Source organism: Pseudomonas sp. AF03-9, assembly GCF_020515815.1.
Lineage (GTDB): Bacteria > Pseudomonadota > Gammaproteobacteria > Pseudomonadales > Pseudomonadaceae > Aquipseudomonas.
Genome location: NZ_JAHPJF010000011.1, coordinates 113,869 through 127,241, shown reverse-complemented (window position 1 = coordinate 127,241; position 13,373 = coordinate 113,869). Strand labels below are relative to the sequence as shown.

At 59.9% G+C, this 13,373-nt stretch carries 11 protein-coding genes; 1 reads left to right on the top strand and 10 read right to left on the bottom strand.

Features of this window, described 5'->3' with window-relative positions:
* Positions 1-47: 47 nt before the first annotated feature.
* Both LIY36_RS14485 and LIY36_RS14480 read right to left on the bottom strand, forming a co-directional pair.
* A complete protein-coding gene (locus LIY36_RS14485; protein WP_226456067.1) occupies positions 48-1,670 on the bottom strand; it encodes an MFS transporter in 1,623 nt (540 codons plus the stop codon).
* Positions 1,671-1,735: 65 nt separating this feature from the next.
* On the bottom strand, positions 1,736-3,382 hold the full coding sequence (locus LIY36_RS14480; RefSeq protein ID WP_226456066.1) for a GMC family oxidoreductase: 1,647 nt from the start codon (positions 3,380-3,382) through the stop codon (positions 1,736-1,738).
* A 130-nt stretch (positions 3,383-3,512) separates the two neighbouring features.
* On the opposite strand from LIY36_RS14480, the gene LIY36_RS14475 reads away from it, so the two are divergent.
* Complete coding sequence (locus LIY36_RS14475) at positions 3,513-4,406, top strand: LysR family transcriptional regulator (protein ID WP_226456065.1); 894 nt, start codon at positions 3,513-3,515, stop codon at positions 4,404-4,406.
* Between the two features lie 72 nt (positions 4,407-4,478).
* Here LIY36_RS14475 and LIY36_RS14470 read toward each other — a convergent pair whose 3' ends face one another.
* The 8 genes from LIY36_RS14470 to LIY36_RS14435 form a co-directional block, all read right to left on the bottom strand.
* Positions 4,479-6,338, bottom strand: coding sequence for a DUF3857 domain-containing transglutaminase family protein (locus LIY36_RS14470; protein WP_226456064.1), 1,860 nt, complete (start codon positions 6,336-6,338; stop codon positions 4,479-4,481).
* A 170-nt stretch (positions 6,339-6,508) separates the two neighbouring features.
* Positions 6,509-7,093 (bottom strand): His-Xaa-Ser repeat protein HxsA, encoded by a 585-nt coding sequence (gene hxsA, locus LIY36_RS14465; RefSeq protein ID WP_226456063.1) that lies wholly within the window; start codon positions 7,091-7,093, stop codon positions 6,509-6,511.
* On the bottom strand, positions 7,090-8,316 hold the full coding sequence (gene hxsC, locus LIY36_RS14460) for a His-Xaa-Ser system radical SAM maturase HxsC (RefSeq protein ID WP_226456062.1): 1,227 nt from the start codon (positions 8,314-8,316) through the stop codon (positions 7,090-7,092). Before hxsC ends, hxsA begins: the two co-directional genes overlap by 4 nt.
* Position 8,317: 1 nt before the next feature.
* On the bottom strand, positions 8,318-9,808 hold the full coding sequence (gene hxsB / locus LIY36_RS14455) for a His-Xaa-Ser system radical SAM maturase HxsB (protein WP_226456061.1): 1,491 nt from the start codon (positions 9,806-9,808) through the stop codon (positions 8,318-8,320).
* Between the two features lies 1 nt (position 9,809).
* On the bottom strand, positions 9,810-10,109 hold the full coding sequence (hxsD, locus tag LIY36_RS14450; protein ID WP_192300367.1) for a His-Xaa-Ser system protein HxsD: 300 nt from the start codon (positions 10,107-10,109) through the stop codon (positions 9,810-9,812).
* Between the two features lie 172 nt (positions 10,110-10,281).
* Positions 10,282-11,379 carry a DNA alkylation repair protein gene (locus LIY36_RS14445; RefSeq protein WP_226456060.1) on the bottom strand — a complete coding sequence of 366 codons (1,098 nt, stop codon included), beginning with the start codon at positions 11,377-11,379 and terminating at the stop codon, positions 10,282-10,284.
* 20 nt (positions 11,380-11,399) lie between these two features.
* Positions 11,400-12,746, bottom strand: a complete 1,347-nt coding sequence (locus LIY36_RS14440) for a glutamine synthetase family protein (RefSeq protein WP_226456059.1) — start codon at positions 12,744-12,746, stop codon at positions 11,400-11,402.
* Positions 12,747-12,757: 11 nt separating this feature from the next.
* Positions 12,758-13,315: a helix-turn-helix domain-containing protein gene (locus LIY36_RS14435; protein WP_192300370.1), complete on the bottom strand. Its 558-nt coding sequence runs from the start codon at positions 13,313-13,315 to the stop codon at positions 12,758-12,760.
* Positions 13,316-13,373: the final 58 nt, after the last annotated feature.

The window sequence follows — 13,373 nt, the reverse complement described above, 5'->3', positions numbered from 1 at the left end:
CCACACAAGCCCGCTTCCACGGGGAATCTCCCGTGTTCAGGGGGCCCTCAGTTATTGTCGATGTCCACGTGCCGGGTTTCCTTGAGGCAGATCATCCCCACCACCAGGCTCACCCCGGTCACCACCACCGGATACCACAGGCCGTAGAAAATATCCCCGGTGTACACCACCAACGCAAACGACACGGTCGGCAGGAACCCACCAAACCAACCGTTGCCGATGTGGTAGGGCAGGGACATCGAGGTGTAGCGGATGCGCGTCGGGAACAGTTCCACCATCAACGCCGCCAGCGGGCCGTAGCACATGGCCGCGATCAGGATCAGCGCGACGATCAGCACCACCACCATGGTTTTGTTGACCTGGGCCACGTCCGCCGAACTCGGGTAGCCCGCCAGGGTCACCGCGCCACGCAGGGCCGCTTCGTCAAAACCGTCGATGCGCACTTCGCCGATGCTGACCTGCACCGGGCTGCCGGCCGGGGCGGCGGCGCTGCTGTAGGGCAGGCCCTGCTTGACGAGGAAGGTCTTGACCTTGTCGCATGGGCTGTCGAATTTGGCCTTGCCCACCGGGTCGAACTGGAAGGTGCAGGTGGCCGGGTCGGCCAGCACGGTGATTGGTGCCTGTTGGCTGGCCTGGTCCATGGCCGGGTTGGTGTAGTGCGCCAGGCTCTTGAAGATCGGGAAGTACAGCGCGGTCGCCAGCAGCAGGCCGAGCATCAGCACGGGCTTGCGCCCGACCTTGTCCGACAGCCAGCCGAAGAAGATAAAGAACGGTGCGCCAATCACCACGCTGATGATCAACAACATGTTGGCCAGGGCCGGGTCCATTTTCAGGAACTGGGTGAGGAAGAACAGCACATAGAACTGCGCCGCGTAGAAGGTCACCGCCTGGCCGCCGTTGATACTGAACAGTGCGATCAGCACCACCTTGAGGTTTTCCCACTTGCCGAACGACTCACGGATCGGCGATTTGCTCGCCTTGCCTTCCTCTTTCATTTTCAGAAACGCCGGCGACTCGTGCAGGCTCATGCGAATCCAGGTGGAAATGCCCAGCAGTACGATGGAAAACAGGAACGGAATACGCCAGCCCCACACTTCGAACTGGTCGCCGGTGAAGTAACGGCAGGCCAGTACCACCAGCAGCGACAGCAACAGGCCGATGGTCGCGGTGGATTGAATCCAGCTGGTATGAAAGCCGCGCTTGCCCGCCGGGGCATGCTCGGCCACATAGGTCGCCGCGCCGCCGTATTCGCCGCCCAGTGCCAGGCCTTGCAGCATGCGCAGCACGATCAGGATGATCGGCGCCGCAATGCCGATGCTCGCATAGGTCGGCAACAAGCCCACGCAGAACGTCGCCACGCCCATCAAGATGATGGTCACCAGGAACGTGTATTTGCGCCCGATCATGTCGCCCAGGCGACCGAACACCAGTGCGCCGAACGGCCGCACCACAAAGCCGGCCGCAAAGGCCATCAAGGCAAAGATGAAGGCCGTGGTGTCGTTGACCCCGGCAAAGAACTGCTTGCTGATCACCGCCGCAAGGGCGCCGTAAAGGAAAAAGTCATACCACTCGAACACCGTCCCCAGGGACGAGGCGAAGATGACCTTCTTGGAATCGTTACCGGTGCTCGCGTCTGCCGCCGAGCCCAGGGTTTGAACATGTTCTGACATCGGGTAGCCCTCACAGTGATTATTTATTGTTGTTCCACTGTCGGCGCCAGGTGTGGCGCCGCTATTCAGATTGCATGGACCAGTTCTCTCTCCGGGGCAAGGCTCCTTGTATTCGGCGAAAGGATCAGCTGTGCGGCTTTTTCCGCGATCATCAGCGTGGGTGAACAGGTATTGCCGGACGTGATGCGCGGCATGATCGAGGCATCGGCGATGCGCAGGCCGGGTACGCCATGCAGGCGCAGTTGGGCGTCGACCACGGCATCCGGATCGTTGCCCATGCGGCAGGTGCCCACCGGATGGAAGATGGTGGTGCCGATCCGCGCGGCGGCTTCGTGCAGTTCGTCCTCGGTTTGCAGTGCGTCGCCGGGCAGGTATTCCACCGGCTTGAACGGGCGCAGGGCCGGCGCGGCGACGATGCGGCGGGTCAGGCGGATCGCATCGGCAGCCACCCGCAGGTCTTGCGGATGGCTGAGGTAATTGGGCCGGATCAGCGGCGCATCTGCCGGGTTGGCCGAGCGGATGTCCACACGGCCACGGCTTTGCGGACGCAGGTCGCAGACCGAGGCGGTAAACGCCGGGAACCCGTGCAACGGTTCGCCAAAGCGCTCCAGGGACAGCGGTTGCACATGGTATTCAAGGTTGGCCGAGGTCTGCTCCGGGCTCGAGCGGGCAAACGCGCCGAGTTGGCTGGGCGCCATCGACAGTGGGCCGCTGCGGTCATACAGGTAGCGCAGGCCCATGCCCATCTTGCCCCACACGGAACCGGCGATCTGGTTGAGGGTGCGGGCGTTTTCCAGTTTGTAGATCAGGCGCAGTTGCAGGTGATCCTGCAGGTTGCCGCCGACGCCGGGCAATTCATGCAGCAGGTTGATGCCCAGCGGCTTGAGCACGTTGGAAGGACCAATCCCCGAACGCTGCAAAATGCCTGGCGAACCGACTGAGCCGGCGCACAACACGATTTCCTTGCGTGCCTTCCAGTTCAACGACTGGCCCAGCTGGCGGCCGACCACTTGCGAGGCGCGGCCGTTTTCCAGGAGCACGCGATCGACTTCCACGCCGGTCAGCACAGTGAGATTGGGCCGCTGGCGGATCGGCTTGAGAAACGCCTTGGCCGCATTCCAGCGCACACCTGCCTTCTGGTTGACCTGGAAGTAGCCGCAACCTTCGTTGTCACCCGTGTTGAAATCGTTGGTGTTGGCGATGCCGCTTTGCGCCGCTGCATCGCGGAACGCATCGAGGATCGGCCAGTGCAAGCGCTGTTGTTCGACACGCCATTCACCGCCATCGCTGTGAAATGGCGAGCTGCCGGCAAAATGGTTTTCGCTTTTCTTGAACAGCGGCAACACATCGTCCCACGCCCAGCCCGGGTTGCCTGCCGCCGCCCAACCGTCGTAATCCTGGGCCTGGCCACGCATGTAGATCATGCCGTTGATCGACGAGCAGCCACCCAACACCTTGCCCCGTGGATAACTCAATGCACGGCCTTGCAGGCCTTCCTGGGCTTCGGTCTTGAAACACCAGTCGGTGCGCGGGTTGCCGATGCAGAACAGGTAGCCGACGGGGATGTGGATCCAGGGATAGTTGTCGCGGCCACCGGCTTCGAGCAACAGCACGCGGTGGGCGGGGTTGGCGGACAGACGATTGGCCAGTAGGCAGCCAGCGGGGCCGGCGCCGACGACGATGTAGTCGAATTCAGCAGTTGCAGTGGGCATCTGAAGGGCTCGCTTGTTTTTCTTATTACCCCCATCCTAGTTGTTAGTTTTCGTCTTAAAAATGTTAGTTTTTACCCAGCTGCTGTGCGTTTTTAAACAGCGCCGCCCAGGCTGATGCAATGGAGGTGTCATGTTCGACTGGAATGACCTGCGCTATTTTCTCGAGTTGCAACGCAGTGGCCGCCTGATCACCGCCGCACAGCGCCTGAAAACCACCCACGCCACCGTCGCCCGGCATATCGAGGCCATCGAGAAGAGCCTCGGCACCGCGTTGTTCGTGCAACACGCCCAGGGCTACGAGCTGACGCCAGCCGGCGAAGCGCTGCTCAAGCACGCCGAAGCCATGGAGAACGTCGCGCTGCTGGCCGAAGACGAACTCACCCATAGCGCTGCGCCGTTGGGCAAGATCCGCTTGGGCGTCGCCGAAGGCCTGGGGGTGATGTTCCTCGCCAGTCGCATGGGAGGGTTGTTTGATCGCTACCCTGGATTGGAAGTGGAGCTGGTGGCCGTGCCGCGCTTTGTCAGCATCCTCAACCGTGAAGCGGAGATCAGCATCCACCTGGAACGCCCCAGTGTCGATCAACTGGTCACGCGCAAACTCACCGACTATCGCCTGGCCCTCTACGCCAGTCGCGCGTACCTGGACCGCAGTCCGCCGATTGAAAAGCGTGAAGATCTCGCGGCGCACGCGTGGATCGACTATGTGGACGACTTGCTGTTCAGCCAGGAGCTGAAATTCCTCAGCAGCTTCTGCCGCAACCCCAAGGTGGTGTTTCACAGCACCAGTGTGATCGCCCAGCACCAGGCGGCGCGTTCGGGGCTGGGGATCGCCGTGTTGCCGTGTTTCATGGCGGCTGGCGACCCGGACCTGGTGCCGTTGTTGCCGGCAGAGAACATCCAGCGCAGCTACTGGATCAGTTCGCGCCGGGAGCTGCACAAGTCGGTGCGCCTGCGGGTGTTGTGGGATTACGTGGTGGAGTTGTGCGCGCGGGAGCAAGGGTTGCTGCTCGGCGAAACCAACTGACTGAAACCGGATTAAACCTGTGGGGGCGGGCAAGCCCGCTCCCACAGTTTGATTTTGGTGTGTCAGGACGGTTTAGAGTTTCACCACCTGATGCACCTGCTCCGCACAGGCCCGTGCATCGTCGACCATCTTCCCAAACGCCGCGCTGACAATTTCATCGTGGGTCAGCCAGCGCATTTTCTGGCTCAGGCGATAGTGATAGCGCAAGACGCCATCCTCGCGCTTGCCTTCCAGGTCCAGGTCGTACCACGGCGAGCGTACCTGGCAGCCGGGAATGGTCTTTTCCATCTGCCCGCCGCTCAGGGTAATGGTGTAGTCGTTCGTTTGCGGATTGCCCTGGTCCAGGTCGGCTTGCTGCCCCTGGCGGCGGTAGTCGATGAAGGTATCCCAGCGGCCTTTGAGCGACTCATCGGAGTAGACGTAGTCGTTCCCCAGTTTTTCCAGGGCACGCTGGTCGCTCATGTTGGCCGTGATGCTATACCCGTCGTGTACGACAAAACCTGTGGCTGCGCGGGAGACGCGGCAGTCGCTGATCTCGTGGCCGAAGTTGGCGCAGATGTTCTGGTCGGTGGCGGTGGCGCCTTGCTGGCGGTCGGCGACACTCAGTTGCATCAGCGGCAGGCGACTGAAGGCGAGGGTTGCTTGAATCGTGGCGTTGCCCTGCTGGTCGTAGTGCACCTGTTTATTCAGGCGCAGGGTGGTTTCGGCACGTTCCAACGGGATATGTTCCTCGCGCACCTGGCCCTGGGCGTCATTGACCAGCACCCAGCGGTCCTGGAGGTCGGGCATGGTCTGGCCTGGGGCAAACACCGGGTTGGTCGGGTCCAGCCACCAGACCTGGCCGTCCACCTGGGCGCGCACGATGGCGTGGTTTGGCGCGTGGGTGCCGGGGATCAGCAACGACTCGGCCAGATCACCGCGGCTGACCCAGGCGGTTTCGGCGTGAATGCCGCTGGCCTTGAGCAGGGCGGTCAACAGGATCGCCAGGTCTTTACAGTCGCCATACCCATGCTGCTCGATTTCTGCCAGGTTGAACGGCACATAACCGCGTTCCGTGGCGCGCCAGTCGCCGAGGTAACGATAGTGATCGTTGATGTGCTGCATCAACCGGGCAACCTGCTCGGCCGGCGCCAGGTTGCGCACGGCGGCGACGGCAGCGGCGCTTTGCGGCGGCAGGTTGGCTCCGAGGATCTGGTTGTAGCGCTGGCCCAGATCGCCGAAATACGCCTGGCGTTCCAGGGCGCTGCCCACCTCGATGCGTGGGATGTGCAGCAGCGCAGCGTTGGGGGATTCGTTGATGTAGTTCAGAAAAGTCGGGGCTTTTTGCACCACGTCCAGGGTCTTGCCGTTGGCTGATGGCGTCACCTGGAAACCGTCGAACCCTTCACTGCGCCACTGGATCGGCCGCTCGGCAGTAAAGCGTGCCTTGAAGTGGTCGCGCCGGGCTGCGCTGGGGCCGAACTTGAGGGCGTAATGAAACTGCGTCATCAGCGGCTTGGCGGGGTGATGCTCGCGCACGGTGTAGCGAATCTGAGTGCCAACGCGCAGGTTGGGGAAGGCCAGGGAGGTCTGCTTGTCGCGACTGAAACCCTGGTCCGGGTTGGGCGCGGTGCGCGTATCGATCTGCGTGTCCGCCAGGGCGACCGGCTTGGCACCGGGCTGGGTGGATTGCGCGCCGAGTACTTCGAAGGTATCGCCTTCGGAGTAATCGAAGTCGATCCGCGAGAGCATCTCGCGACCGCTGGGCTTGAGAATGGTGTACTGGTAAGTGGTGGTGCAGTCGGTGCTGGCGTCACGATTGAAGTGGCAATGCAGCTCAGTGTCGCTGGCCAGCGGGGCTTCGGCCAAGGGTTGCAATGCGGCAAAAACGGCTGGGGTAACAAGCCCCAGACTGATGGCAATCAAAGGGCGGTGAAACAAAAAACGGTACATGGGCGCCTCGGGTGACACATTGAAACAGCTACCTGGCAGGTAGCGAGAAGGCGCCGGATGATAATGGATCGCAACGGGGAAGGCCAGGATTGTTCGACAATCAATGTTGCTGAAAGGCCCGTTCTAGAGCCTTCTTTTGAGCATTCCTGCGTCTGGTATTTCGAAATCGACTAGGGAATCGCAATCCCCAGTGCATTCAGCGTCGGCGTGTCCATTCGGCCATGATTCTGCAAGTTCGAGTCCGCCTGGAAAGCCATCAATGCTCCGCGGGTACTATTGCCTAAAACACCATCGATGCTGCCGCTGTAATACCGCTTGACCATCAATGCCGTCTGCACGCGCATGACCAACTGGTTTCGATCAGGTGTAGCAGATGTTCTGGCTGGCGCTGCTGAAGGTGTTGTAGACGCAGCACGGCCGCTTGATCCGCTGAAACGGTTGGTTGTCGTAGAGGGGGCGCTGTAGGCCGAAGCCGGTGGCGTGTAGCTGCGTGGGGCGCTGTAACCACCCGAGCCACTGTAGTGCGAGCTGTGGGAACTATGTGACCTGTGGGAGCTGTGGGAGCGATGTGCCGCGTAGATATTGACGGCGTCGGGGGCGTTGAGTGTGTTGTTGAAGACAGGTGATTTATCTGTCGTCGTCCATTCAGGCTGGGTCAATGCGACTTGATTGGCATAGGCCAAGGGGCTCAATGCGACGGGAACCAGCGCGACGCCTTGGCTGATCAGCATTTTCCAACGGTCCATCAGTGTCATGAAGCGCTCCTTGCGTAGTCGATGCCTTCGTTCAGATTGAGCGGGCGAATGCCTCGGCTCTGCCAGCGAAGGGAGTGAGATTTGAAGAAACCGGCACAGTAGTGTTTGGCTGTGCAGGATTTGCAGGTGTCGATAAACAGATTCTTCCAATCGGAAATGCTTTGCCGGTAGAACCGTTTCAGCGATGGATCCAGTACACACAACGGCAAGTTATAGATCGACACACTCAGCCCCCGGATATCGAGGAAATGGCAGGCGCTTGCGAGTGTGTCTTGATAGTCCAACGGGTCGATCCATAAGACGTCGTAATTCTTCTTTGCAAGCCCCGTATTCTCGATTCCCATCATTGCGATGTGCTGCACGAACGGCAGGTTGCGGAAAATGAAATGCGCCAGCTCAGGTAGCCGTGATGTCGTCAAATGACTGAGTACAATCCTGATTTCGATGTTTTGACCGGCACGAGCAAGGTTGTACAGCCCCTTCATGGTCTCGCTGAACGCCCCGGGCGCTTGCACGACATGATCATGGTCTGCCGCATTGTCGGCATACAGCGGGATACCCCACGTGAGGCGTGGGTGTTGGATTTCGTTGAGACAGGCCAGCCAGCCTGCCTGCGCCAACAGGCGTCCGTTACTTAAAATGTGCAGCGATTTCTCCGGCAAGACCTCACTGGCTTTTTTGATCAGTGCTAGGAGGCCGTCGGCGTACAACGTCGGTTCGCCACCGCTGATACCTATTTGTTCATCGCCTTTATCCATCAGATCAATCAGCCGCAGGTTTTCTTCGACATGCCAGTAGTCGTCGACGTCCTTAGGGGGTTGCGAGCACATCAGGCACTGGCTGTTGCATCTGTCGGTGATGAACAGCAGGTTGCTGTTGGCGTTGCGTCTATAAAGCACCCTGACGACATTCGAAGCCGGTGACAGCGCAATCACATCCCCTGGTTGAACCACTCGCTTGTCTTTGGGGGCCGTGAGGATGATTCCTGGGTAATCGGTCGCAAGCGCGCCATCGACGAGCAAGATGCCAGCGACTGGCAGTGTCAGCAGTGTGGGTTGCTCAAGCACTTCTTCGAGTGTCAGCCATAGCAGCAGGTCGTTGAAGCTGGCTTCGCCGGCGCAGCCGTTTGTGCCTTTTTCGATCAACTCGTTAACGCTGATGACTTTGAGCAGGCGTGCCGTGTCGAGGTGTTGAATCTCAAATTGCGTATCCAGTCTGAGCATCTCAGCCTCCGTATCCTGGCTGCGCTAGATCACTGAATGAGCGGCGTGCCAGCCACGACATCAGTACTCGCTGGGTCGAGTGATCCCCATTGCGTAATAACCCGAACAGGTGGGTAAGCAGTGCCGTATTTTTTTGACAGAACGTACTGAAGGATCGATGCCCTATCGGGTCCCCCTGGCGGGCGAAGTGTTCGATAGGGTCTGCGCCGCAATAAGGCACCAATGCGCAATCGGAACAGCCCGGCAATGCCTCTGCTATTCCGGCGTCCAAGAGTTGCTTCACAACCGGCGAGTGCAACAGTTCACTCAACGGCTGGCGGACAGTACCCAGCTTCAATCCGCTTTCGCCCATCTCTAGCAGCATACGTGCCTCATCAGAGGGGTATACGTCACCGTCGTAGTTGTAGACCAATGCTCCCACCGCGGCGCCCAATGGTGAGCGCAAATCGACATAGCCACTCGAGAACGGCGTGAGCATGTTGCCGAGCAATAACGAGGCATAGCCCTCGCTCAAGTAGGTTCCTTCGCTGTTGAGTTGAATCAGGTAACTCAGCGCCTCGGTATAAAAACTCAAGTATTGGTCAATCGAATAGTCCAAGCGCTCGCTGGACTTCTTGGCAAATCCGTAGGGGCTCAGCGGCCTGAGGGAGATGCTCTTGAACCCTTGCTTGACGTATTCGTCGATGATTGCCTTCGGGTGCTCCAGACTTCTTGAGGTCAGTGTGGTGAGTGCTGACACGGCGTCATGGCCTAGGACATCGCGTATGCGATGGATACCCTCAAGTGTGCGCTCATAGGCATTTTTTTCCGGGGTGGGGCGGTTGGCGTTGTGCAAAAAAGCCGGGCCGTCCAGGGACGTTGAAAATTGCACAGCGTACTGTTTGGCAAACGCCAGGATCGGGTCTGTGAGGTGATGCAACGTGCTGCTGATAATGAACTGAATACTGCGGTGTTCGGTTTCATTGCGAGCACTCACGGCCTCGATGATCTGTTTGACCCGGTCAAATGCCAGAAGGGGCTCGCCGCCCTGAAACTCTACGGTGAGCACCGGCGAGGGAGACTCGAATAATCGATCGACTGCGTGCATGGCATCTTCGGCAGACATGTCATGTGCATGGTCGCCTAGCGGGGCGCGGGATACTTGGCAGTACTGGCAGGTGTGATTGCATCGCAAAGTGACCACAAACAAATGCAGTGCCGGGCCTCCGAAGAGGAAGTTCTTGCGGCTGCGAATCTGCGCGGCCATTTCTGGAAAGGGCGTGTGTATTTCCGGCTCGTAAATGAAATGACGTGCGAGTAGGTCTTTATACAAGGCTGACTGACGATCGAGACGTTTATGTACGATCCCAGGCAGGTCACTGTCTTTCACAAACAGGTACTCTCCCGTGTCTGCCGTGATCAGTACTTGTGAGTCGCCGACTTCAGGCATTCGCATGAAACGAAACGGGAGCAATCGGTAATCGGTTTGCTTGGCAATCAGGGCGACAGACATTTCAGTAGCCGCACTCTTTCAAGGCGACACTGGCGAGAAGCTCCCTTAAACCGCGGGTTTCCAGTGCAATCTGGTCGCGGAGTGCGAAATCATTCAGATGGCGAAGGATCATGGCTCTGGCCGTGTCAGCAGCGTAGCCCAGCAGATTGGATGAATCATTCGGCGTGACTTCAAGCACCCATTGCGTATGCTCATGGCGCACCAAAAAGGAGAAATCCTTGGCGAGGCTATAGACCACGCGCTGCACGATCCTAAGCGGGTAGACCTGCTCATCCAAATTGAGTGCCAGCGACCAGGCCATAACAGAACTCCCTTCCAATAACCTTATATATGGTTGGGATAATGCCTCAGATTAAAGGCTAAATGCCATTACTGATGATACAAACTTGAACGTTTTCTGCGCCTTGTTTGGATGTTCGTCGCTGGTGCTGTCTGGAACGCCTGTTTCAGAGGCATTTCTCTAAGCAACTTGTTCAGGCACGTAATTCAAATTCGGCACTGCCGAGCCTTTCCCCATTCACCAACACGTGCACGACATGCCGTCCCGGATAGTGCTTGCGAGTGGTCAGCTCACGGATATGTTGCTCGCGCCGAAGGCTGTGCTGTTCACCCGCGCCCAAGGTGAACGCCTTGAGCTTGAACACCTTTTTTGCGCTGTGCCCCGCACTTTTCACGTAGTCGATGGCGTAGTCCACCACCAGTTTCTGCGCGGTGTCGGCGGTGGATTCCAGGCTGAACGACAGGTTGATCCGCTCACCCAGGTTGATCACCGCGGGGGTCACGCTCAGTTGGTGCAGCTTCACCTCGGCTTTCGCCCCGGCGCCCATGAGCGTCAGCGCACGGGTGTTGCCTTGTTTGATCAGGCTGCGCAGGGCGTGGCGGGCGATCCAGGCGGTGTGGGGGTTGTCCAGCGACCAGCCTTCGATCAGCGTGAGTACCCAGTCGGGGTGGTCTTTGGTGATGTCGTTGAGGTGGTTGGCCACCGATTTGCGCACGTACAGGCTGGGGTCGGCCTTGAGGTTGTCGAGGATCGACGCGCAGCGTTCAGGGTTGGCCTGGACTTCGGCCAGGCGGAACGACCAGGGCAGGCGCGGGCGCGAGCCTTCGCTGGCGAGGCGGCGTACGTGCTCGTTGGCGTCCTGCGACCAGGTTTGCATCACTGCGAGGGTGCGCGGGAAGTCGCGCAGCAGGAACTGGCGGATACCGAATTCGGAGGAGCCAAAGGTAGTGAAATACTTGAGTGCGGCCATGGAGCGCTTGAAGTCATCCTGCCCGTAGCTGGCCACGAAGTGCGGCAGGAACAGGCTGACAAAACTGCTGTTCAGGCGCGGTGCCAGGGCGTAGAGCAGTTCAAGGGTTTGCGGGTACGCCAGTGGGATTACCGCATGCAGGCTTTCGCTGACCCGCGCCATGCGTTGCAACACCGACAACTCGGCCAGCCCGGCCGTGGCGTGCGTGAGGAAACCCTTGGCGTCGAATGCCGGGTACACCGCCGTCATTTCGCTGGCGATGTGTTGCAGGCGCTCGACGTTGAAGATTTCCTTGAGGGCTGGGGCGCTTTGCTCGGTCATCGGTGATTCCATCAGAGGGGTTAGAGAAACCAGCGGTATTCCCGCGCATGGATCTCTTGCTGAAAAGCCAAGTGGTCCTGGCGTTTGTTCTCGCAGTACACGTCGACGAATTCGGCGCCCAGCTTATCGCGCAATACCGGTTGGTGCCTCATGGCGCGTACGGCCTCGAGCATTTCCAGGGGGAAGTCGGCGCCGCTGTTGCGGTCTTCGTTGAGTGGGGCGAAGGGCTCGCGCTGGGTTTCAAGGCCATGTTCCAAACCTGCCAGGATCGCCGCGAGTACCAGATACGGGTTGGCGTCGGCGCTGGCCAGGCGGTGTTCGATGCGCAGATTGCGTGGATCGGAGTCGGGGATGCGCACGCACGCGTCGCGGTCTTCGAAACCCCAGCTGGCACGGGTCGCCGCGTTGACTGTGCCGCCCAGGCGGCGGAAGGCGTTGTGGTTGGGCGAGAAGATCGGCATGCAGTGCGGCAGCAACTCCAGGCAGCCCGCCACCGCGTGGCGCAGCGGTTGTTGCTGGTGCGCCGCCAGCAGGTTATTGCCGGCGCCGTCATACAGGCTGACGTGCACATGCATGCCGCTGCCGGGGTATTGTAGGTATGGCTTGGCCATGAAGCTGGCGCGGTACCCGTGTTTGAGCGCCACCCCGCGGGTGCTGCGGCTGAACAGGGCGGCCCAGTCGGCGGCGCGCAGGCCGTCGTCGAGGTGGCCGAAGTTGATCTCGAACTGGCCGGGGCCCAGCTCGGCGGTAATCACGGTGATGTCGATGCCCTGGTCCTTGGCGGTTTGCGCCATGTCGTCGAGCACCTCGCTGAAACGCGACAGCCGTTCGATATGCAGGTTGGGCTGGTCGTCGGCGTCATCGCTCAGCGGGTCGCGGGCGAATTGCGGCAGGCCGTCGGCGAGTTTTTTATCGAACAGGTAGAACTCCAATTCGAACGCCACCACCGGGTGAATGCCCTTGTGATGCAGACGCTCCAATACCTTGGCCAGTACCTCGCGGGGTTCGAATTCGATGGGCGCTTCGGTGCCATCCGAGGTGATCAGCATCTGCCCCAGGGGCTGTGATTCCCAGCTCACCGGCTTGAGCGTGCTGGGCACCAGGCGCCGGTTGGCGTCCGGGTCGCCGTCGTTGAAGCAGTAGTCGCCAATCTTGAACAGCCCACCCTGGACCCCCAGCAGCACAGCGTTCTGCGGCAGCTTCAATGGGCTGCCGGCGGCAACTTTTTCCAGCATCTCCACCGGGTAGCGCTTGCCGTAGAAATGCCCGGGAATGTCCAGGGCAATCAGGTCGACGTAGCGCACATCGGGATGGTTCTGACGAAAGCTCCGTACTTCGGCCAGCAACGCAGAGGAATGGCTTTTCACGGGTGTAGCTCCTAGTTGTAAACCCACAGCACGCGGGCGGGCAGGTCGGTCAGGTTGGCGTAGCGGCAATGGGCGAAACTGGCCAGGTGGAAGCTGTCGCCGGGGCCGAGAGTGACGCAGTCGTTTTCACCTTCGACCCACAGCGTAAGCTCGCCTTCCAGTACAAAACCGGCCTGTTCGGCGCGATCGCTCATGGTTTGTTCGCCGCTGTTGGCACCGGGTGCCAGTAGGCTGTCGAGCATCGAAAAGGCACCGTTCATGCTCGGCGAAACGAGGATGTCGGTGATGCCATTGGCGTAATACACCGTGCGCCGCTCGTTGGGGCGAGTGATCCAGTCCACCGCCTTGGGTTTTGGCTGGCTGTAGAAGTAGGTGGTGGGCACGTCGAGGGCGTGGCTGATGGCCGTCAAGTCGGCCACGGTGGGGCGCGACAGGCCGCGTTCGACCTGGGACAGGAAACCCACAGAGCGCTCGATTTTTTGTGCGAGCTGGGCGAGGGTGAGTTTCTTGTGCTTGCGCAGGTCGTGGATCAGCGCGGCGAGGGTGGCAAGTTCTTCTTGTGGGGTCATGAAATTTATTTCTATAAATTTCATGAAAAATTACAGGAATTATTTCACGAGGGCAATG

Bases quoted from the DNA above. Each gene is read 5' to 3' on its own strand.
- hxsD (WP_192300367.1), bottom strand. From the start codon at position 10,109: ATGGCCTGGTCGCTGGCACTCAATTTGGATGAGCAGGTCTACCCGCTT.
- LIY36_RS14485 (WP_226456067.1), bottom strand. From the start codon at position 1,670: ATGTCAGAACATGTTCAAACCCTGGGCTCGGCGGCAGACGCGAGCACC.
- LIY36_RS14480 (WP_226456066.1), bottom strand. From the start codon at position 3,382: ATGCCCACTGCAACTGCTGAATTCGACTACATCGTCGTCGGCGCCGGC.
- LIY36_RS14435 (WP_192300370.1), bottom strand. From the start codon at position 13,315: ATGACCCCACAAGAAGAACTTGCCACCCTCGCCGCGCTGATCCACGAC.
- hxsA (WP_226456063.1), bottom strand. From the start codon at position 7,093: ATGACACTGATGGACCGTTGGAAAATGCTGATCAGCCAAGGCGTCGCG.
- LIY36_RS14475 (WP_226456065.1), top strand. From the start codon at position 3,513: ATGTTCGACTGGAATGACCTGCGCTATTTTCTCGAGTTGCAACGCAGT.
- LIY36_RS14470 (WP_226456064.1), bottom strand. From the start codon at position 6,338: ATGTACCGTTTTTTGTTTCACCGCCCTTTGATTGCCATCAGTCTGGGG.
- hxsB (WP_226456061.1), bottom strand. From the start codon at position 9,808: ATGTCTGTCGCCCTGATTGCCAAGCAAACCGATTACCGATTGCTCCCG.
- LIY36_RS14445 (WP_226456060.1), bottom strand. From the start codon at position 11,379: ATGACCGAGCAAAGCGCCCCAGCCCTCAAGGAAATCTTCAACGTCGAG.
- hxsC (WP_226456062.1), bottom strand. From the start codon at position 8,316: ATGCTCAGACTGGATACGCAATTTGAGATTCAACACCTCGACACGGCA.